13 protein-coding genes and 3 pseudogenes are annotated in these 21,215 nt (G+C 45.6%); 2 read left to right on the plus strand and 14 right to left on the minus strand.

Annotated features, from left to right (window positions below; genetic code table 11):
* Positions 1–179: 179 nt before the first annotated feature.
* The 9 genes and pseudogenes from AC1DOV_RS31390 to AC1DOV_RS31430 all read right to left on the minus strand — a co-directional run bounded on the left by AC1DOV_RS31390 (position 180) and on the right by AC1DOV_RS31430 (position 14,252).
* A complete protein-coding gene (locus AC1DOV_RS31390) occupies positions 180–3,011 on the minus strand; it encodes a sugar-binding domain-containing protein (RefSeq protein ID WP_477551915.1) in 2,832 nt (943 codons plus the stop codon).
* A gap of 32 nt (positions 3,012–3,043) precedes the next feature.
* The gene (locus tag AC1DOV_RS31395) at positions 3,044–4,642 is read right to left on the minus strand and encodes a response regulator transcription factor (RefSeq protein WP_477512038.1); all 1,599 of its coding nucleotides are present in this window, start codon (positions 4,640–4,642) and stop codon (positions 3,044–3,046) included.
* A complete protein-coding gene (locus AC1DOV_RS31400; RefSeq protein WP_477512037.1) occupies positions 4,642–6,429 on the minus strand; it encodes a cache domain-containing sensor histidine kinase in 1,788 nt (595 codons plus the stop codon). Before AC1DOV_RS31400 ends, AC1DOV_RS31395 begins: the two co-directional genes overlap by 1 nt.
* A 90-nt stretch (positions 6,430–6,519) precedes the next feature.
* Positions 6,520–8,220: a type 2 periplasmic-binding domain-containing protein gene (locus tag AC1DOV_RS31405; RefSeq protein ID WP_477527907.1), complete on the minus strand. Its 1,701-nt coding sequence runs from the start codon at positions 8,218–8,220 to the stop codon at positions 6,520–6,522.
* 75 nt (positions 8,221–8,295) lie between these two features.
* On the minus strand, positions 8,296–9,192 hold the full coding sequence (locus AC1DOV_RS31410) for a carbohydrate ABC transporter permease (RefSeq protein WP_339208289.1): 897 nt from the start codon (positions 9,190–9,192) through the stop codon (positions 8,296–8,298).
* A gap of 3 nt (positions 9,193–9,195) precedes the next feature.
* The gene (locus tag AC1DOV_RS31415; RefSeq protein WP_339208288.1) at positions 9,196–10,089 is read right to left on the minus strand and encodes an ABC transporter permease; all 894 of its coding nucleotides are present in this window, start codon (positions 10,087–10,089) and stop codon (positions 9,196–9,198) included.
* A 500-nt stretch (positions 10,090–10,589) separates the two neighbouring features.
* Complete coding sequence (locus AC1DOV_RS31420) at positions 10,590–11,567, minus strand: glycosyl hydrolase (protein WP_441884480.1); 978 nt, start codon at positions 11,565–11,567, stop codon at positions 10,590–10,592.
* A gap of 134 nt (positions 11,568–11,701) precedes the next feature.
* A pseudogene (locus AC1DOV_RS31425) lies at positions 11,702–12,045 on the minus strand (hypothetical protein); the annotation flags it as partial.
* Between the two features lie 29 nt (positions 12,046–12,074).
* On the minus strand, positions 12,075–14,252 hold the full coding sequence (locus tag AC1DOV_RS31430; RefSeq protein WP_477551916.1) for an alpha-galactosidase: 2,178 nt from the start codon (positions 14,250–14,252) through the stop codon (positions 12,075–12,077).
* Between the two features lie 203 nt (positions 14,253–14,455).
* Here AC1DOV_RS31430 and AC1DOV_RS31435 point away from each other — a divergent pair, with 203 nt between their 5' ends.
* The gene (locus tag AC1DOV_RS31435) at positions 14,456–15,274 is read left to right on the plus strand and encodes an AraC family transcriptional regulator (protein ID WP_441884474.1); all 819 of its coding nucleotides are present in this window, start codon (positions 14,456–14,458) and stop codon (positions 15,272–15,274) included.
* A gap of 29 nt (positions 15,275–15,303) precedes the next feature.
* Here AC1DOV_RS31435 and AC1DOV_RS31440 read toward each other — a convergent pair.
* Both AC1DOV_RS31440 and AC1DOV_RS31445 read right to left on the minus strand, forming a co-directional pair.
* Positions 15,304–15,596 (minus strand): annotated as a pseudogene (locus AC1DOV_RS31440) (GNAT family N-acetyltransferase); the annotation flags it as partial.
* Between the two features lie 533 nt (positions 15,597–16,129).
* Positions 16,130–16,972, minus strand: coding sequence for an AraC family transcriptional regulator (locus AC1DOV_RS31445; RefSeq protein WP_477512031.1), 843 nt, complete (start codon positions 16,970–16,972; stop codon positions 16,130–16,132).
* Between the two features lie 116 nt (positions 16,973–17,088).
* On the opposite strand from AC1DOV_RS31445, the gene AC1DOV_RS31450 reads away from it, so the two are divergent.
* Complete coding sequence (locus AC1DOV_RS31450) at positions 17,089–19,074, plus strand: beta-galactosidase (RefSeq protein ID WP_477512030.1); 1,986 nt, start codon at positions 17,089–17,091, stop codon at positions 19,072–19,074.
* 405 nt (positions 19,075–19,479) lie between these two features.
* On the opposite strand, the pseudogene AC1DOV_RS31455 reads toward AC1DOV_RS31450, so the two are convergent.
* From AC1DOV_RS31455 to AC1DOV_RS31465, 3 genes and pseudogenes are all read right to left on the minus strand, one after another.
* A pseudogene (locus tag AC1DOV_RS31455) lies at positions 19,480–19,611 on the minus strand (transposase); the annotation flags it as partial.
* 219 nt (positions 19,612–19,830) lie between these two features.
* Complete coding sequence (locus AC1DOV_RS31460) at positions 19,831–20,520, minus strand: CPBP family intramembrane glutamic endopeptidase (protein WP_477512029.1); 690 nt, start codon at positions 20,518–20,520, stop codon at positions 19,831–19,833.
* A gap of 449 nt (positions 20,521–20,969) precedes the next feature.
* Positions 20,970–21,215, minus strand: a 246-nt coding sequence (locus AC1DOV_RS31465; RefSeq protein ID WP_477551917.1) for a transporter, incomplete at its 5' end; no start/stop codon positions are given.

Here is a 21,215-nt window from a genome sequence, read left to right on the forward strand (position 1 = left end):
ACGCTAAGAATGCGAATTGAGCAGTGGCTCAGAGCAGATGTCATCAACATCAATAGTTTGTTTTAGCACATAACCGCTGAGATACGGAAGAATGTAGAGACATTTATGATTAATATCATGAAAGAATCCCATGCGTATTATCGATCGTCTTTGCATCAGAATGTAGAAGTGTCTTTAGTTCAACTTATATTATTCGGATAGGAAGGATTAATAACCGCTTGACCGCGATGCGTCTCGCGATCGCTCTCCACGTTCGGATCCAGCACGCTGCGAATCTGGTCATAGCTGAGTTCTAATGATGGGTTGAACTCCGCAGATGCCGCATATTGCAGCAAGCTATGAAAAAGCTGGCGTACCTCCGGCTTATCTTGGTGACCAATAAGGTCGCTTGCGCATATGAGCAAGCTTCCATTGCCAACCTTAGCTTCAACGATCAAGCCGAGCTTATGATTGCGCTCAAAGTTGTCAATGACCTGCACTAGGGGACGGAACGCTTCCGGCCACTTATCCAGTATAAGCGAATGAGAGTGGGTCAGGATCGGCCACCACTGCCAGTTGCTATGAAACTCGGTTGGAAAGGCCTCGAACATGGGATGCTTCTCATCACATAAGATTCCGAGCGTTCCCGGTGCTGGAGCCGCGTTTTTTCCCTCACAGATGGATCTAAACATAGGATAACACCAAAAGTCCGAAGCAAACGCTCCGCCGATATGGGAGGATAGCTGCTCTTGATGGGGAATGAGCAAAACACGCCCGCCTTCTTCGAGAATATCGCTTACCTCTTGATTGAATTCTCTACGCAAGTGAAATTCAGCTTGTTGCGGCTTGGCTTCTGCCTGCGCCGACGGATATACCCAGATCGGATAATGATTTATAACGTCGCTGCCCTTCCATTTCAGAGTAAGCTCCAGCTTGGCGGGAGCCTCTGCTGCGGACAGGTCGATCTGCAGCGTACCCACATTTTCCAAAGCCCCTTGTTGAATATTCTTTGCCGCCATCGCTCCAGCCTCAATTAGTCGGTCTCCTTGCTTTAGCGACCACTCCAACTGCATAGCTTCAAGCGAGTCAGACCCGTAATTTGCGATTTCCAGTTCGGCGACAAACGTCTCCTCCTGGGTATACGTAAACCTCGGAATCCTTGCCAGCAGAACGATTTCCGAGCAAAACTCGCGCCACTTCTCCGGTTCTATAAAGCCTTTGGATTCCATAAACGCGTCCAATACGCCAACCAATGCCGTTCCTTGGCCCGGAAAGTCCTGCAGATCTAGCAGTTGAAACCCGCCGAAGCCCGGAGTGCGCAAAGCGGCTTCAATCTCTTCGCGGTAGCATATAACCGCGAGCTGTCCGGATGCCCGGAAGAAATGATCGGCTTGATCGAGCATTCCCGCAGCCTGAAGCCTCTCGCGAAACACTTCTAAGTTCCGTGCTTTCAGAACGCCTGTGTATTTCTCTATTTCGCCAAAGTTTGGGAAGGATTGATATTGGCCAATTTCATGGCTTATCGTAGGCACTTGAATGTCCGGAAGATTATCACGATAGTCCGTTAAGGTTGAAGGATAGCTATCCTGCACATGCCCAAGGGGCAAGTCCGCATGGGAGAAAGAAGCTCGAACCATCGATTCGCCATGCCCTGTTCGCATGGTAACCCAGAAATCAGAGTCTTCCGAGAAAGCCGGCGCCCAGAAATAGTTATTCGCCCCTTCAGCGTATAAGCGCCTGCTATCTTGTTCCCGATATTCCTTCAACAAGCTCGACATGGCGTTGCGACTGCCATGCAATTCGTTGCCTAGCGTAAACAAAGCAAATGATGGGTGATTGCCATAAGCCTTTAATATGCGCAATCCTTCCTCCCGCAAGTAGTCCGATCTCGCCTCATCATAGTCTTCATCCGCTGGATCTTGAAATCCGCCCCAATACGGCAGCTCAGGCTCGAAATAAATACCGAGCAAATCCGCGGCTATAAATCCTGCTTCTGGCGGGCAGCAGGTGTGGAAGCGATAATGATTAATCCCGTAGGACTTGGCGATAGATAGCACCTTGACCCATTCTTCCACCGTCATCGGCGCATAACCGGTTAGAGGAAAAGCCAACGCGTCATGTTTTCCTCGCAAAAATACTTTACGACCGTTATTCGTGAACTGTGTGCCTTCCGTACCGAACTTGCGCATGCCGAAGCTTACGGATTGCTCATTCCGATACAATTTCCCGTTAGCGTTCGCCTCCAGACTCACAAGCAAGCGGTATAATACGGGGTTGAACTCATCCCACAGCATGATATCTTCGCCGAGTTCATAGTGCAGTTCAACAGACTGGTTACCCGGTACGGACTGAATCATAGCGATCTTTACTGCTGTTGCAGCATTTGCGTTGCCTTGGATTGTTCCAACCATATCCATTAAAGCGATAGCTAGCTGGGTATCCGCATTGTCCATCGTATCGTTGATCAGTTGAAACCTGAGCTGAACGGACTTATTAGCAACATCGGGGAACGCCTGAATGTTGTCCAATCGGATTAAATCCGCTGCTTGAAGCTCCATTCTGCCGAGCAGTCCGTTCCAGTTCGTCTGCGTATCGGGTGATGTCATATGACCGCCTTTTATCGGCAGGCCGCTGTTATCAACCAATATGGTTAACGTATACGTGCCAGGAGTCATGATCCCAAATTCATAGATATGGGGCGCGCTTATGCTGTTCTGCATGCCTTGCAGTTCATCGCCGATCCAAACCTTCGTTACTCTTGTCCGCTCCACGTACAGCTGGATATGCTTGTTCGCCCATTCCGCCTTGATTTCAATCTCGCGTTGGTACCATGCATAACCGTTTATCGGATAAGCCTCAGTTAGGTGAGCGACTTCTTTGGCCGTGTTATATTCGCCTTTTTGATACTCCGAGGTGGTTCCTGGCAGCTGAATGTGATCTTGCAGCCGCTCGTTATACCATTTTTGATCAATGCCTTGCTTGGTCTCATCCAAGCAAAATCTCCACGTTCCCGCAATTGACTCTATCATCATTTTTTCATAGCCTCCAGCTCATAGCAAATGCCTTAATGGTAATCCCTATATTCTTGCGGCGTATAGCCCGTCGTCTTCTTGAACAAGTAGGCAAAATAAGCTGCGGTCTGAAATCCGACCTGCTCAGATACCTCATACACCTTGATGCTTGGATTGTTAAGCAGCTCTTTGGCTTTATTCATGCGTGTTTCCTGTAGAAAATCAGATATCGTTTTGCCCATCTCTTTTTTGAACAACACGCTTAAGTAACTCGCATTCAGATGATGAATTTCAGCAATTTGCTTTACTGTGATATGTTCTTGGAAATGTGCCTCCAAATATTCGGAAACCTTGCCGATCAGATTATGCCTTTGACTGGCTTCACCTTTCTTTTCGATAACCATATGGCGTTGAACGTAATCGATCACGACTTCACGAATTTGCGCCTCGCTTCTGCAATCGATCAGCTTCTGCCACATCTCCAAATTCATTTCCCCGCCCAGCTCTTTATTCCATGTCTGCTTGCGAGCCAGTTCGCTGAGCAATGCCATACCAAACGCCTGTATATACGTAAATGGCATAGAAGGCTGAGGAAGCAGCATATCAAACACATTATTAACGTAGTCAACAACCTTATGAGCATCGGCAGCATCTTCTGTCAGCTGTAAAATCTCGGGTATAATCTCTTCTCGCAGACGAAATTGTTGGAACTCAGATTCATCTAGTCGATCATAGTGCAGAATTTGCCCGCTCTCCATCAAGCGGAATCTTGCCATCATGAATTTAACTTCCTTATAAAGCGTCGGTACATCTTCCCAAGTCGTACATACTCTGCTATTGCCAATCGTAACCGTTGAGCCGTATTGCTCCTGCATGACATTTTGGATGAAAGCAAGCTGTTTTTCAATTGACGCACGTTCAAGCGGACTTAAATTAATGTGCAAGGCCACGATTTCATCAGTGACGGTCTTTGCGATATAAACATGATCAAAATCGCTTAAACCGATATGGACCGTTCTCAAAAATCCGTTGCTGATCACAACCCTCTCTCTTGCGTCCTGCACCGAGGAATGAAAATGATCATAGCCCAGTACGATTAATCCGATTTCTTGGTTGCTTGCAGGAAGCTCCAGCAGGCTGCCCCATGAATGCAGCATCTGGGCATGAATGCCTGCCTCCCCAATAACATCGGATACGAACCGTTCTCTGACGATATCGAGACTGCCGGATACTTTCTGCTGCAGCTCCTGCGCTTGATTTTCAATTTGCTTTAACTTGGTTAATGTCTTGCGGAACCCGGTAAGCTTGCTCTCTACCTCTTCCACTTTAATCGGCTTCAACACATACGCTTGCGCCCCAACGTTCATCGCTTCCTGTACAAATTCGAATTCGTTGTAGCCGCTGATCATCAGCACTTGAAGCTGCGCCTGGATCGCTTTAGCCTCTGCAACAAGTTCAATTCCCGTCATAACAGGCATTGATACATCTGATATCAACACATCAATAGAAGTATTCCGCAATAAGTCGAGAGCTTCTTGACCGGACTCTGCGGTGAAAGGCGTATCATAGCCTAGCTCCTTCCACTTGATATAGCGCACAAGCCCCTGAACATGGGTAGGCTCATCATCCACGATCAACGCTTTTAACAACACTACATCACCTTCCTAATCTGCGGCCTATGAACACTTGCCGGTATGATAATCGTTGCCGCCGTCCATTCGTTCTCTTTGCTGTCTATGGTAAATTCATGTTTATTCTCAAAATAGAGCTGGAGCCGCTCGCGAATATTAGCAGTACCGTATCCGTTTCCGTTCCCCGCCTGCTTTCCTAATTGAATCTGTTTCAGCATCTCTCTTGAGATGCCTATTCCGTTATCGAACACCTCGAATCGAATGTTGTCTTGTTCGAGCTGCGCCGAAATTCGGATAACGCCGCCCTTCTTCCCTGTAATGTTGCCATGCAAATAACAATTTTCCACAATAGGCTGTAATAACAGCTTGATCGTGTAAAGCTCCAGCAGCTCTTGCTCGATATGCCACTCGATGGTCACCCTTCCCGGATAACGCATTTCTTGAATATCCAAATAAGCTCTGACATGTTCAAGCTCGCCCTTTATTTGTATGACATTAATTTTATTGTCCAGCGCCAGACGGTAAAAGGCGGTCAAGGCGTCTATGGTGCGCAGCTGTTTTTCGTCTTGAAGATCCAGCGCACGCCACCTTAGCAAACTTAACGAATTGTATATAAAATGAGGATTGATTTGAGCCTGCAGCGCTTTGAATGATTGCTCGCGTTCCTTGAGCTTCGCTTGCGTAATGTCTTCAACGAGCATACCCAGACGGCTGGACATCGAATTAAACAAAATTTCCAGATCGCCGAGCTCATCTTTAGCCGTATTGCGAATACTGACATCGAACTGTCCTTGACTGACATCGTACATGCGCGTGCCAAGCTTACGAATACGCCATACGACATTTTTCAGCACCGTCATAATTAAAAAAGTAGAGCAAAGCAGAAAAAAGAAAATAACAGCCACGATGCCGTATAAAATCATCTTGGACTGGCGCTCAAGCTGATCCATCTGGATCAACGCGGCCACATGCCAGTTCGAATCAATCGGCCTTACCATAAGCAGATTGCCATCCACCATTACGCCATCAGATAGGCTCGCATTATCCCAGTGATTATTCAGCGTTGTCGATTGAAACTTTAATCCGATTTTTTCTGGATCGGAGGAAACGATGATCATGCCGGAATCGTCAATAATCGATAATTCGCCTGAACCACTGAACGGCTGATTGAACAGATTGCCAAAAACCGATTTATAGTCTAACAGCATATAAATAATGCCCTGCAAATTGCCGGTCGGGCTCATCACTTTATGTGAGATGACAAGCTTATTCTTGTTCACATTGCTCCATATTAACGAGTTGGAAGCCTCGCTCGTTTGGATAAACCAATCCGTCTCATTCAAGTCAGGCTGCAAGATGCGCCCCTCTGGCTTCCACAGCAATCGTCCGTCCTGCACAAGCATCGGATTCGTGTGGTAAATCCGGAAATCATCGATACCCGGCAAGTATTTACTCGTAAATACAAATGAACGGTCTACATACTCAACCGTGTTCAGCTGCTCGAACATATCCGAGTAATTACGGCTTAACCGCGAGATTAGCTCCCCATCCGTTGCCGTACGCGTAGCAAGCACATCGTAGCTTTGCTTGCGGAATTCTATATTTTGAACGGTTTGGCGCATCGCTTCATTAATGGTGACCAGGTAATTGTCCCTGAAGCTTTCAAGCGCAAGATAGCCCGCAACAATGCCTAAAAAAATCGTTGGAACAAAAATAATGGCTCCATACAGAATTAATATTTTTCGGCGCAGGTTCATTTTCTGGGTGTATTTAATAACGATTCGTTCAAGACTGCGGCGTAATAGCATCGTATCCCTCCTTTCCGTATTGTAATCGTATTCGCAACAATGGAAAAGGGAGCAACCTCCCAGAAAGGAGTGCTCCATTTTGGTATACCGCTAGCCTTGCTCTTTCAGCAATACTTCATATTGCTCCTGCCATTCTTGCTTAACTTCAGTCCAGTGCCCACGTTTCTCAAGGGCATCACGGAAAGCCATCCAGGTTGCTTCGAACTGCTCGCCGCTTTTGGACATGATGAGTTTCGCTCTATACTCTTTGCGAATATTTTCGAGCTCAGGCAAGTATTTCTCTAGCAGACCGCCTGCCTTCGCTTTAACCAAGTCATAGGTTTGCGTGCTACGCACGGCGCCCATCTGTCCTACCGTTGCCGTGAATTTCGACGTTTTTTCGTTTCCGACTTTATCGCCTGTGCCGTAATTCCACCACGGATACCAGTCGTTATTATAGGAAGAAATCATATACAGCTCTGGCGTTACTTTCGCTTTCTGTGCAGGCTCGCCAGAATTACGCGCTTTATCATATTCTGCATCAATATAATTCCATCGTCCTAGCGGCTGATCGATCCAGCCCCAGAACTTTCCTTCTGGTCCTTCGTTAATGACTTGCTGCTGATCCGCTCCAGGCTTAAGTGAGTAATCAAGAAACTTCAAAACCGCTTCTAGATTTTTGGATTTTTTGCTAATGTAGACGTCATATCCTGGATACGGGTTGATGACAGTGTTCGCTCCAAGCTTCTCAACGCCCTCTACCTTAGGGAATGGAACGACTTGATAGAACCAGCCTGGCTCAGTCGGGCCGTCCAACGTCTCCCAGATCGAATTATCCACGTTAAAGAAGGAGCCTACGTTCATCGCTACGCGTCCAGCTTTGTTTTTCTCTTTGTAGCGTTCCTTTTTATCGGTTACGACCTCTGGGTCCACCAGATTGGAACGATACATTTTGTTCATCCATTGGTAAGCCACTTTATACTGTGGGTCGTCATACAAGAGGACAAGTTCGTCACCCTTCTTCTCTACCGGGATAATACCGCCTCCCGTCGTTACGCCAAACGTGCTTAAAACCGTATTTTCATCGTTCCAGCCTGCCGTATCGTTAGGATCCATTAAGAAGCTAAGCGGAATCAGCGGCTTGCCTGACGCGTCTTTTTGCTCTGAGGCTTTTTTCAAGTACGCTTCAACACCTTCAATCGTAGCCAAATCAGCTGTGGTCATTCCCGCTTTCTCAAGCACGTCCGTACGGACAAGCCATGTTTGCGATGCCCAGCCCGGCCATGGATTGTCAGGATTTTGGTCGAACCAGGTTGGAATGGACCAAATATGCCCGTCCGCATCCTTCATTTGGTCCAAATATTGCTTAGGAATCGCTGCAAGGTTGGGATATTGATCAGGCATATCGAAATATTGCTCGACTGACAAAATTTTATTGGAGCGAATCATCGCTGCTTTCACGATTTCACTTCGATTGAAGACAGCTGCATCTTCGAAGCCGCCGGTATTCAGCTTCAAGTTAAGCGCCGTAACTGCGTCACCTTGAGTAGCTTCAAGCACAACCTCAATGCCTGGCTCCGTTTCCTTCCAATTTTTTTGGACAAGGCTATCATTATTAACCGTTGCCGACCAGCCCAGCCATAGATTGAACTTGTTGGAGCCTTTTGTCGTTTCCGTTCCGCCTTGCGCTGCGTTCGTGCTTTTCGGATCGTTCTTCGATGCATTCGAACCGGAACATCCTGCGATGACAGATAGCAATACTACACCGGACATAGCCATTAATCCGGTCTTCTTTACCCATTTGCTCTGCATGCTTCTTTTCTCCCCTTTTCGCTTACCTAAGTTACGGTATGTGATGAAGCCCAATACCCTCATTAACGGTGGCTCTTAACCTTTGACGGAGCCGATCAATACGCCCTTTACGAAATACTTCTGAAGGAACGGATACACACATAGAATCGGAATCGCGCTTACCATTACGGTTGCCATTTTGACTGACATGAGTGTCACGTTCTGCATTTGCGATCCTCTGGCTAGCGCTTCCTGATTCGAGTTCGAGCCCAGGATTGCTGACATATCCTGCGCCGACAATAACTGCTGGAGAAACGTTTGTACCGGAATGAGATCCTGCTTAGTGACGTAGAACGCTCCGGCGAACCAATCATTCCAATGGCCGACAGCGGTGAACAATCCGATTGCCGCAAGCATTGGCTTCGACAGCGGAACGATAATTTGGAGCAATACGCGGAACGGCCCTGCACCATCCAGCTCCGCCGACTCGACGAGTGCCTCTGGAATGCCTTGAATGAACTTCAGCATGACAAACATATTCCAAGCCGAGAACATTCCGGGTATGATATAAACCAAGAAGTTGTTAATAAGCCCCAAATTATAAAGCTGAATATAAAGAGGTACAAGCCCTCCGCTGAAAAGCATGGTCAGCAAAATATAGCTCAGAATCGATTTACGGAATGGAACCTTCGTATACGATAACCCGAATGCCACCATCAGCGTGACCATGAGGCCAGCTATTGTACCCGCGATAGTACGCAAGATCGTAATTAGATATGCGTGCTGAATCACTTCGTTACCGAGTACGATTTCATAGTTGATTAGTGTAAATGCCCGTGGCAACAAATATACGCCGCCCTTCGCTGCGTCGGTTCCCTCATTCAGCGAGATCGCCAGCATATACGCGAATGGATAGAGCACGGATAAACACAGCAGAAGCATAAGAACAATAAGAATGATTTGGGAAATGATCTCACCAGATGTACGTTTCATCGATTACCATAACCCCTCGCCATTCAATTTTCTAGATATCTGATTCGTGAGCACCACTAGAATAAGACCGATAACGGATGACAGGAGACCGATTGCTGTAGCCATTCCGAAATACCCCTGTTGAAGGCCGGTTCGAAGCACATACGTATCGAGAACGTCCGCCACCTGCATGTTCGCCGGATTCAAGAGCGGATAAATTTGATCCATGCCCACGGTAATCAAACTTGGAATGCTAAGAATGAGAACGATTGAAACCGTCGGGATCATGCCTGGCAGCGTAACATGCCGGATTTGCGCCCATTTCCCTGCGCCTTCCACCTTGGCCGCTTCATACTGCTGGGGATCAATGGCTGTAATTGCCGCGAGATAAAGAATCGTATTCCAGCCTACTTCCTTCCACAATCCGCTGGAGACGATCATCGGCCGAAACCAGCTCTCCGAGCCTAGGAAGAAGATAGGCTCTCCGCCCATTTTTGTAATCAAATCATTCGCCAAGCCGCCGTCTAACGTAAGAAACGATTGTAAAATATAAGCGACGACAATCCATGAGAAGAAATGAGGCAGGTAGCTAACCGATTGGACGAATCTTTTGAAGCCTGCGCTCACCAATTCATTAATCATAATGGCCAATACAATTGGAGCCGGAAATCCGAATACGAATTTCAAAACCGAAATGAACAACGTATTTTTCACGACAATCCAAAACTGAGGCTCTTGTAGAAACGTGAAGTTTTGGATTCCAACCCACGCGCTGTCCCATATAGATGACCCGATCTGAAAATCGCGAAATGCGATTTGAATGCCCGCCATAGGAACATAATTAAATAGAAACAAAAGCAAAACAGCCGGTAAAATCATGACATACTGCCAACGATATTTGTATAGTTGTGCTAACATGATGTCGCATTCCTCCTTCTGTAATACATTGTAAGGGGTTTCAGTTAGGTAAACCATATAACGTTGATTGGATTTTCATCGTAATGATTTGCTCTTTGTTCGATAACAAAAATAGGCGGCCATGAGGCCATTTGATAAAATCTTCGTCTTTTCTCTCGAGAGAGATTCGGATGAACTTGATTCTTTTCTTAAAAAACAAATCCATAATTCGAATGGGACTCGTTGGTGATTGCCTTGGTCATTGCATAAAGATAATCGGGCCGAACGGACGTTTTTCCGCCAGATCCGCATAACCGAAATAGCCTTCGTAGATCGTTTTCCCGCGATGAACAACCGAACAGCACAGCCGGCAAAACCGTCATCCACAAAATGTTGAAGAAGCTCGTTGCTGCTGTAAACGTGACTGTACCACACAGCGCTAAGTAATATTGACACCTACACATGAAAAAAATCGGCCGTCTCCGTTAAATCCGAGACGGCCTGTTTAGAACTCAACTGGTTTAATACAATACGGGTAATTTATCGAGTGTAATCGCATATTCATGATGGTAAGCCTGGAGTAGTTCCTCTTCGGAAGTCCACTCTGCAGTCGATCCAAATTCGTTTGACCAGATCATGTACCAAACCCACGGAATTCTAGTTATAGAGAGTTGATTTATGCTAGGCAGCACCCCAATCTCTCCTAATGCAACTAACTTCGGTTCTGAGGTTATGCGCATGAGTTCCTCATATTCGGGCTGTAAATCCGTATGCGTATGCTTGGGAGGGTACAGGTCTCTTGATATCACATCAGTCACATCATCACCTGCATATCCTTCCGCCAAAGGTGAGTTCCAGACCCAGATTAGATTATTCAGAGCATGAATGTGTGTATATCGGTCATACATAATACGGTACAACTGCTTTGCAACCTCTGGCCCTTTGTGACCCCACCAGAACCATTCCCCCTCGGCTTCATGGAAGGGTCTCCACAGAATCGGAATCCGATTCTCGCAAAAAGGTTTCAGGATATCGGCCATATGATCCATATCGGAAATCAATGCCTCATACTCCTCCGTTCCTTCTATTACAGCATTGGAGGCGTCAAATGTTGTATTATTCGAATAGAACCCCTTATCCCAGCTTCCAAAAGGAGAGAACCAATGCCAGGTGAAGGTGATCATACCTTTTCGTTCTGCCCATTCCCAAGCGCGGTCAAGCGTGTTTCGGTTCTCATCAATCTCAAGTAGGCACTCTGGACTGCTGTTTTCATAATTAATATTCGGCGAATAACTTAACAGCTCAAAGCCACAAAGCGCAGGAAGCCTCCCCGTAACCTTTTCGATGTACTGGAGTTCCTTTTGCAAATTGGTTTGCGTGTGTTGACCGGTAATAATAGCTTTGCCAGCTATCCCGCTTAAGTACTGTAGTACTGCTTTTACTTCTTTAGAAGCATTCGGATTGCAAGGTACCATAGCAGCGAGATTCGGATTTCTCATGGGTCACTTCCTCATTAGGTATAGATTTGGCATTAAATCAGACAGTGCATAAAAAAGGGCCGTTCCGCCTCCGCTGGGACGGAGAATGTCCCTTAACTTTTCAATCAAAATAAATTACTTGGAAGACCATTAGCCCCCAGGATAACAGCTGGGTCGTCATTTGGATGGGACATCGTGTATGCCGCTCCGTATGCTCTCATTTTGAATTCTTCTTCTTGAGGGAATAGGTCTTTCCAATGCTCGATATTATAGGCTTCCAGAGCTTCTTTTTCCGGTTCACTGTAATTCCCTGTCAGCATCACCGAATAATTGCGAGTAAAATAATATAAATTTGAATCCTTGAAGTCATCGCCGACGACCGACCCGAAGCTACCTTAGCTTTAAACTAGTCAGTCTTCTGCACGAAGTTTTCCGGATCGAGCAATCCAATGTCATTCATATGATTCAGCCAACGGAAATTTTTTTCCGGACGACCAAATTTCTCTAGAACATTAATGAAGTCAGGCCTTACCCAGCCTTAACTGCTTTAAGTCTGAACCATCCACTTTCATAGTCTTTCTGATGATAAGCTAGGTGTAGTCCCAATTGCATGAGCCTGTCTCCCCCATAGCTTGACTTTTCTCCATAGTTACCTGACCAAACTTCGTATTCAAGATCCGGGTTAAGCCCATCAAGCCGCAAGGTTCTTCGCGCTGCATTCGGCACGGCCATCACTTGGAAATAGTACACAACGGCTTCCTCTTTGTCTTCAGATACAAACATCCAAGCCGATTCGTTCCCTTCAAATGGACTCTTCAAGCGATACAAGTCACCCTTTTGAACTAATCCACGAATTTGCTTGTAAGTTATGACTTGGTTTTTGACAATCTCTTTGTCTTCATCGCTGAATTTGGTTAGATCAAGCTCATATCCAAAGTTTCCAGACATGGCGACGTTCCCACGAAAATCAAGTGGCGTTATCCGTCCAACTTGATGGTTAGGAACGGCTGATACATGGGCTCCAATTGCACTTACAGGATAAACAATGCTAGTACCATATTGTATCTTTAACCGTTCTACAGCATCCGTATTATCACTTGTCCAGGTTTGAGGCATGTAGTAGAGCATTCCAGGGTCGAAGCGGCCTCCACCACTTGAGCAACTCTCAAACAGAATATTCGGATATGCCGTGGTGATGCGTTCCAACAGCTCGTACAATCCTAGAACATAGCGATGGACCGTCTCCGATTGACGTTCAGAGGGCAGTGAAGCGGAACCCATTTCAGTCAGAGCGCGGTTCATGTCCCATTTCACATAAGAGATCGGCACGCTGGAGAAGATCGCTGAAAGGGAGTCATAAATGTAATCACGAACTTCCTTTCGAGTATAATCCAGCACGAGCTGCCACCTTGCTTCGCTGCGCCTGCGTCCAGGAACATGAAGACACCAGTCCGGATGCTCCCGGTAAAGATCGCTGTCCGGTGATATCATCTCGGGTTCAAACCAAAGTCCGAATTTAAGCCCAAGCCGATTAATGCGTTCCGCCACATCAGCAAGTCCGTCCGGCAGCTTCCGGCGATCCTCGTACCAATCACCAAGAGATGAATTATCCGAATCCCTCTTGCCGAACCAGCCGTCATCCAAGACGAACAGCTCAATTCCTAGCTTCTCCCCTTCTTCCGCAATTGCTAACAACTTTTCAGCATTAAAATTAAAATAAGTAGCCTCCCAGTTATTAACTAGAATCGGCCGCTCTTTATCTCTATATTCCCCTCTGCATAGCCTTGTCCGGTACAAGCGATGATAAGTACGCGACATATCGCCCAACCCTTGCTTAGAGTAAACCATAACGACTTCCGGTGTTTGGAAACTATCACTTGGATTCAGTAGCCATGTGAAGTCAAAAGAATTCACCCCCATGCTAATTCGCGTAGTGTTGAATGAATCCACTTCAGCAACCGCTTCAAATCCGCCGCTGTATACTAAGCTGAAGCCGTAAGCATCACCATGGTTTTCCGTTGTTTCCGGAGTGACCAACGCGTAAAAGGGGTTTAATTGATGGCTGCTCATGCCTCTCTTGCTATCTATTCGAGTTTCACCTTGATGAAGAGCTCTGCGGGTCATATTACCTTCTCGAGCCCAGGCTCCAGAAAGATAGATGATTTCTAAGTCCCCTTTATCCAGGAAGTCTACACTTGCACTTAGAGCACGGAGAAGCCGAAGCTTCTTTCCCCCTTCATTACTCAAGCGTGTAGAACGGATAATGACATTCCGATCAACAAAAACAGTATAAATAAGGACTACTTTTATATCCGAATAGGCATCCTTCAACTCCAGCTCCAAAGTCTCTGCTTCGGCTTCATTTTCTACATAAACGGCTGGAAGTCCAGCTAATGAGGGCTTCCCCTTAATGAGCTTATAACCTACGTACTTTAACTCCGTAATTCGGGTTCCATCCTCAAGCTCAACTTGATAAGCCGGGTTACGAAAATCCCCGCTCCCGTATTGAGGGTATTCTTGGAATAAGCGATCCAATCCAGCCTTCTCGGGAGTGTGAATTAATAAATCCGCCATGGGTTCCCGATGCTTCAGGTTGCCCCCCCAATATACATGGATAGGATATCCGTCCTTAATTTGAATAAGATAACTCATGCCGGCCGACTGCAGGTGAAAAAGCCCCGTATTCTCTTGAACAATGATGCCCATAAAACTTCTCCTCTCAACACTACCCTCTCAGAGCAAATGTTTTAGTGTTCTCAAAATAAAATATGGTTTTAAGCTTGGTACTAATTAATAGATTATTTGTCAACTATACAGGAATAATATATCAATACTTAATATTGAGTACATAGCTTGATGCTCACTAATTATGTTATAATGCTTGGAATTTAATATTAAGGGGTTATACCATGATTGAGTATTTGTCACGAAGCAAACAGCACACTGAATTGTATCTAACACAATTTGGAATTGAAGAATGTATTCCGAGTCATTTTTTTGGGCCAGCCATAAGAAGTCACTTTCTTCTTCATTATATTTTGGACGGAGAAGGGATTTTTGAAGTTGATGGAAACAAATACCGGCTTCAGAAAGGTCAGGGTTTTCTTATATGCCCGGCTGTCATTACTTATTATCAAGCCGATTCCAAAATCCCATGGTCATATTGCTGGTTTGGTTTTGACGGAACACTGGCAGAATTGCTCCTCAAGCAAGCAGGATTAACGAGGGTATGCCCAATACTCAACTGTGGTAAAGACGATATGATTTATAAATATTTGATGTTAATGGCCGAGTCCAATGGAAATCAAAAAACGAGAGAAACAAGACTGACCGGTTTGCTTTACTTATTATTATCCCTACTTGCAGAATATGGACCGGTAACGCCAATTGAGCAACAGGATAGTCGTGCGGAAATTTACGTAGAAAAGGTGAAGGAAATCGTCGAAACTAACTTTGCTCAGAAAATTACCATTGAGGACATTGCCCGCATCATCGGACTCAATCGAAGCTATCTTTGTTCGTTATTCAAACAACAAATGAATACTAGTATCCAGGAATACTTAATTCGTATTAGGGTCCAAAAAGCATGTGAAATGATGGGGAACGTTGAGCTGACGATAGGTGATATCTCCCGCTCTGTCGGCTACAATGACCCTTTGCTCTTCTCCAAAATGTTTAAAAAGATAAAAGGAGCTTCCCCTAAGAATTACCGATCAGAAACCCAATGATAATCCATCCTGCTGCCTTTACTAAGGTTCTAAGAGTGTATGGTTATAATAAAATCTATGTGTTCTTCATCTCCCATATAAAAGGAGTGAGCTCCCGTTTGAATAAAACCCATTTTTTATAAAAATCAATAGCATTCTCATTCTTTTCCCAAACTCCTAGCCAGATCATCTTTTTGTTTTGTCTAAAGGCTATTTCCATTGCTTTGTTAAAGAGATTTACCAAGCCTTTTTTCTGATATTTGTTGCTTATATAAACCAGCTGTTTAGAGTTAAATGCTCTTACCAAAAAGGCATTCATATTCTCAGGCGAATTCTGATCTTTAATGTATCGTTACTGTTACAGTCATTTAAATATTTAGCTCCTTTACTCTTAGAATAAGATGAAATTGGTCTCTGCTTCGCTTTCGAAAAACCACGCTAATGCAACACTGTTCGAAATAAATGGAAACTCCTGCAGTTCAGATCGTTTTAATCATCTTGCTCATAAACACCCCGGAACCCGGATCCGGATCAAGTCTCGCATGCACGTTGTTATCTTCGAATTCATGTCAAATATATTCGACTCAGCTCTGCTCCAATCTCCGATTTGTCTACAGAAGTTGTCCTCGTTGAGGCTGCTGACGAAACTTATATACGCATACAGTATGGCATTACATTGTTCTTCCGCATCTTCCTAGCAGAGTGCTTTAGGTAATCTTAGCCTAATGCCTGCTCAAGCAAAGCTGGCATTTCACTGAAATCCTAAAAAAATCGCGTTATCCCATTTGGATAACGCGATTTTTATGTCCAATGAATTTGCTTCCAAGTTAACTAGATACACATTTACTCCCCGAACGCAATTAGACAGCACATATGTTACGACTTCTGATAGCTACGGCGGAAGGCACCAGGTGTCAGCCGTTCCAGCTTCTTGAAGATAGCTCCATAATAGCTAGCAGATTCGAAGCCAACTTGATGAGCGATGTCCTGCATCCCGCGCTGCACATTGTCGAGCAGCAGTTCCTTGCTCTTGTTGATCCTTACCTGATTGACATAGCTGATAGGGCGAATGCCTGTCGTCTTCTTGAACAAATGGCAGAAGTATTCCGGTGTGACACACATCAGTCCGGCGAGCGTATGCAAAGCAATCTCTTCGGCATAATGCTGGTCAATGTAATCCATGACCGGTTTTAACCGCTCATACTGCTGCCCGACGGTATCGCTGCCCTCGACAGAGACGCGCTGAATAATCTCCGTCAATAAGGTATAGAGGATGGCGGAACAGGAGTAATTGCTTAACGTTTGCTTTTGCGGCGTAAGGGCAGCTTGCAGCAACTCCCGCATTCGGGATAAAAGGTATTCGGGCGATGCGAGCGCGAATACGCATGTGTCTACAATGCCGACTGTTTCAAACAAGCTCGCTGACCCGCTGCCATCAAAGATAATCCAGTCGACTTCCCAGTTCCCCGACAAAGCATAGTATTCGTGCTTCTGACCGGGGAACAGCAGCATGCCCATGCCTTGCTTGACGATATACTCCGTTTCGCTTAGCTTGAGCTTGCCCTCGCCATTGCGGCATTGAATCCACTGATAATCGAGAATGCCTGGGTCTCGGCGAATATGCTCCTGGTCATGATGCAGACCAATGCCAAGCAAATAAAAAGGGAGCAGCTTGTCTCGAGCGGAAAGTACTGGGAAAGCGAGATTGGGATGAGGCATGCGACCAACTCTCCTATTATCTTAATATTATTATACTGTATTAATTATTTAAGATTTTAACTCCACTTAATATATCATATAATCGCAATATATTGATGAACAAAGGAGATTACAGGATGACGATTAAGATCGGAATTGATTATTATCCAGAGCAATGGACTCCCGAGCTTTGGGAGAAGGATGCTGCGCTTATGCAAGAGACGGGTGTTGCAGTTGTACGATTCGCGGAGTTCGCCTGGAGCCGAATGGAGCCGACCGAGGGTCATTATCGGTTTGAATGGTTGGATGCGGCTATAGAAGTATTCGCCGCACGCGGCATGGAGATCGTGTTATGCACACCTACCAATACGCCACCGAACTGGATGACAGCCCGTTATCCGGATGTGCTGCCAATGGATGAGCAACGTCAAATCATCCGGCCGGGTGTGCGTGGACATCGTTGCAACAACAGCTATTCCTTGAGAATGCTGGGCTCTAGATTTGTGGAAGTGATGTCACAGCGCTATGCGAAGCATCCCGCCGTCATTGGCTGGCAAATCGATAACGAGATGCACTACCAGGAATGCCATTGTGATACGTGTAATCGTGCATTTGTCGCTTGGCTGCAGAAGCGTTATTCCAGTCTGGAAGAGATAAACCGGGAGTGGGGCATGGTCGTCTGGAGCGGAGAGTACAGCAGTTGGGCCGAGGTAACAACGCCGCTCGGTACCAGCAAGCCGATGAACCCTTCTTATCTTCTGGAGTACAAGCGATTCTGCTCGGACAGCGTAGGCTATCTGCTGGGATGGCAGCTTGAAATTCTACGCAGAAACTGTCCAGGCAAATTCGTGACGCATAACATGTGGCAATTCCCGAATAGCCTGGACTATTATGATCTCTACAAAGAGCTGGACTTCGCCTCTGTCGATTATTATCCGAATGAGCTGTATCGCGATCATGGCGATCGGTTTCCGAGGAACGGAGCGCTGACACTGGACTTGGTTCGCGGCATAAAGCGCCGCAATTTCTGGGTAATGGAACAGTTGAGCGGAGCGCAAGGCGCCTGGATGCCAATTCAGCGTACCCCTTATCCCGGACTGATCCGAGCTCGTTCCTGGCAGACAATCGCCCGCGGCGCCGATATGGTCGTCCATTTCCGCTGGCGGAGTGCTGCCGTCGGAGCCGAACAGTTCTGGCATGGACTCATCGACCATAGCAATGTTCCTGGACGCAGGTTCAGGGAGTTCGCGGAGCTTACTCGCGAGGTGAACCAGCTAGGATTACTACTGGCAGGCTCCACAATCGTTACCCAGGTTGCGATTCTGCATTCGCATGATCAGCATACGGCGCTTTCTCTTCAGGCGCAAGCGGAAGGGGGGATGCACTATATGGACAACTTGTCCTCTATGCACAATGCATTTCTGAAAATGGGCGTCGGTACGGACGTTATCAACTGGACCGAGGAGCTCGATGGCTACAAGCTGGTCATTGTCCCTTCCCTCTTTCTGTTAAGTGAAGAAACAGCGCAGCGGCTGGAGCGATTCGCAGCCGGGGGTGGCACGGTCGTCCTCACCAATCGGACAGGCGTGAAGAACATGAGGAATGTATGTGAGATGCTGCCTCTGCCAGGGCTGCTTGCGGAAGCGGCGGGTGTTGTCGTGAGTGAATATGATGCAATCGGCAACAGCGAACATCGAATACGGAACTCGGAGGGACAAACATTCGCTGCGAAGCAATGGTGTGATTTGCTGGAATTGCGAGGAGCAGAACCGATTGCCTGGTATGACAACGACTTTTACGAAGGTGTGCCGGCAGTTACTGTCAATAAGCTTGGTGAAGGTGAAGTGTACTATGTCGGCACTTGGCCGGAGCCATCGTATTTCTATCAGCTGTTCGAAGGGATATTGAAGGAAAAAGGCTTGGCTCCCAAGCTCCAACTGCCAGAAGGTGTGGAGCTGTCGATTAGAACGAAGGGTGAGGTAAGCTTCCTGTTCCTGATCAATTTGACGAATGAGCAACGAGAGGTTACTCTCGATGTTCCCTATCGCAGCTTGTTGACGAGCGAGATATCGGAACAGAAGATGACGCTGCCAGCTCTGGGAGTAGATATTCTAACTTTATAAGATCAGTGGCTTGCATCTTTGCTAAGGTCTGTCACACAAGGCGGAATACCTAGAGGGACAGCTTTTTAAGCTGTCTATGGACGCGTGTTAAAATGAAATGCTGAATGGGCATCGCCTTCATCGATATGCTACTTTGTATCTCATTTTACAAACGTTGTATTAATGTTCTCGGCTCATCCTTCTTCAGACTCACTATAACATACGATTTCGAGTTGTTTTGCTGGAAATGTTGACAAGCTATTTGTCAGAGTTTCATCCGCCCAAAGCATTCGTACCTAAATATGAATAAAGACAATTGATCTTATATGATCAATTGTAAGCTGTAGAGAAACCCAAGCTTTTTCCGATGCAATGGGTTTCTCTTTTTTTAAGACACGGTTTGAAGAGAGGTTAAAGGAATATTCCCTAGATTGCCCTCCTTTCTAGGAGAAGGGCAATCTTTTTCATGTTCTGCACGGCTGCGGTCATGAGCGCTTGCATAGTCGCATTCCGCAATCCCCTCAAACGGCAATAGCGAAACCCGTCATAGCGTTTTGAAAGATACACTTGTCAGAAGTTGCGGAAATAAAAAAAGTTACTACTGCTTGCATACAACGGTTAGCTCTAACGGAGAACTTTAGTTCTTTCGGAATGACCACCAGGTTATCCTATCCGTTTGCTTAATAAAAAGAGCAGGATACCTTAGCCCTTGCTCATCAATGAGTATTACTCAACTATCGTTCCCGTTAGTTCAATCAAATACTCATTTAATTAATTTTACGGCATCTTTTTATTTGGCAAAAATACAAATTTCGCATCAATAATAATGTGTAAGACGATTGGAATCCATAAGACGCCTGTTCCCACGAAAAGAAGAAACAAAATAGCACCTAAGTAGGTAGTAAGTAATACCCCTTTCCAACCTTGATATAAATGAACAATTCCAAATAGCAAACTAGAAACAATACCAATTGTGATGACAGACAGTTCAAATGGAAGATGATTTAAATAATATACTACCACTCCTCGGAAAATGATTTCTTCGCAGACTCCTGCAGAAATAGCTACTAAGAGAAAAAGTAAACGTTCTTTAATTGTTGAGGGTAACAAAAATTGAATGCTTTCATCAGATAGAGCATCAGATAATATTTTTCTTAATTTTTTTGAAAAGATAAGAATCAAAGTAAACATTCCAATACAAATACCTATTCCTAATCCAGCAGCCAATAAAAATTCTAATTGAAAAGGAAATAAGGGTTTATCAAGAAAAAATAAGTCGATTAGGGAACGTTGTGTAATTACCCAAAAGACAAATACAATTATGACCAGTAACCATTGAGTAATCATAATTCCAATGAACAATTTCTGCTTATTCACAAGATTTTGTTCGACCTTTTTCATATAAAAATAATCCCAGATTGGATAACCTACAGCAATTATTAGCAAAAGTGCGGTTAAAAAAAGCATCTCTATCACCCCTTCATTTATTATACACTACAACTCAACGATCAATTTTATTGACTATCAAATACTTCCTTTCTATTAAACTAACCTGCCCGTTAGCTTAACAAAGAAATGGAGCAGCTGCCGCAGCAAACTGCTCCATGATTGTTCAACTATCGTTACCCGTTAGTTCAACGAGGTAAGAGATTGTTTTCAAAAATGATACTGGCTACTTCTGAAGGTTTCTCCACCTTGTTATTCAGTGGCTCAACACTTAGAAACACTGCAAACCCCGCCAGCGCAGCAAATTGAGTGCCTCCCGATTGTCCCCTACCGTCTCGCAGAAACGCATTTTGGAGGCAACATCGGGCGAGCCAAAGGCGCTGGATTATATTTTATTTTCGAGGATGTCCTAAGTATCACTAACAGAGCGCGGTGAGTAAACAGTACCACTGGCACTCTGATTTTAGTGATCAGAAAAGGGTAGGAATCGGAGGACACGATACGGCATCGATGAATCGCGGATCGATACCATAGAAGTACCAGTATGATCCGCTCCATCTATACCCAGCAACACCGTCCATATCGACAGATGTCGGATAAAACCAGAAGTTCTCGCCAGACCTAAGCCAAATATAAGTGTACTGGTAAACGCAGTCGACGATATAAGAAACAGCGGGTTTCGGCGGGATGAATGCGGGAGGAGGTGACTGCGGCGG

The organism is Paenibacillus sp. 01T47, from assembly GCF_056398245.1.

What these genes read in the sequence shown, in the direction of transcription:
- AC1DOV_RS31390 (WP_477551915.1), bottom strand. Translation starts at nt 3,011, where the DNA reads ATGATGATAGAGTCAATTGCGGGAACGTGGAGATTTTGCTTGGATGAG.
- AC1DOV_RS31400 (WP_477512037.1), bottom strand. Translation starts at nt 6,429, where the DNA reads ATGCTATTACGCCGCAGTCTTGAACGAATCGTTATTAAATACACCCAG.
- AC1DOV_RS31405 (WP_477527907.1), bottom strand. Translation starts at nt 8,220, where the DNA reads ATGCAGAGCAAATGGGTAAAGAAGACCGGATTAATGGCTATGTCCGGT.
- AC1DOV_RS31410 (WP_339208289.1), bottom strand. Translation starts at nt 9,192, where the DNA reads ATGAAACGTACATCTGGTGAGATCATTTCCCAAATCATTCTTATTGTT.
- AC1DOV_RS31415 (WP_339208288.1), bottom strand. Translation starts at nt 10,089, where the DNA reads ATGTTAGCACAACTATACAAATATCGTTGGCAGTATGTCATGATTTTA.
- AC1DOV_RS31420 (WP_441884480.1), bottom strand. Translation starts at nt 11,567, where the DNA reads ATGAGAAATCCGAATCTCGCTGCTATGGTACCTTGCAATCCGAATGCT.
- AC1DOV_RS31430 (WP_477551916.1), bottom strand. Translation starts at nt 14,252, where the DNA reads ATGGGCATCATTGTTCAAGAGAATACGGGGCTTTTTCACCTGCAGTCG.
- AC1DOV_RS31435 (WP_441884474.1), top strand. Translation starts at nt 14,456, where the DNA reads ATGATTGAGTATTTGTCACGAAGCAAACAGCACACTGAATTGTATCTA.
- AC1DOV_RS31445 (WP_477512031.1), bottom strand. Translation starts at nt 16,972, where the DNA reads ATGCCTCATCCCAATCTCGCTTTCCCAGTACTTTCCGCTCGAGACAAG.
- AC1DOV_RS31450 (WP_477512030.1), top strand. Translation starts at nt 17,089, where the DNA reads ATGACGATTAAGATCGGAATTGATTATTATCCAGAGCAATGGACTCCC.
- AC1DOV_RS31460 (WP_477512029.1), bottom strand. Translation starts at nt 20,520, where the DNA reads ATGCTTTTTTTAACCGCACTTTTGCTAATAATTGCTGTAGGTTATCCA.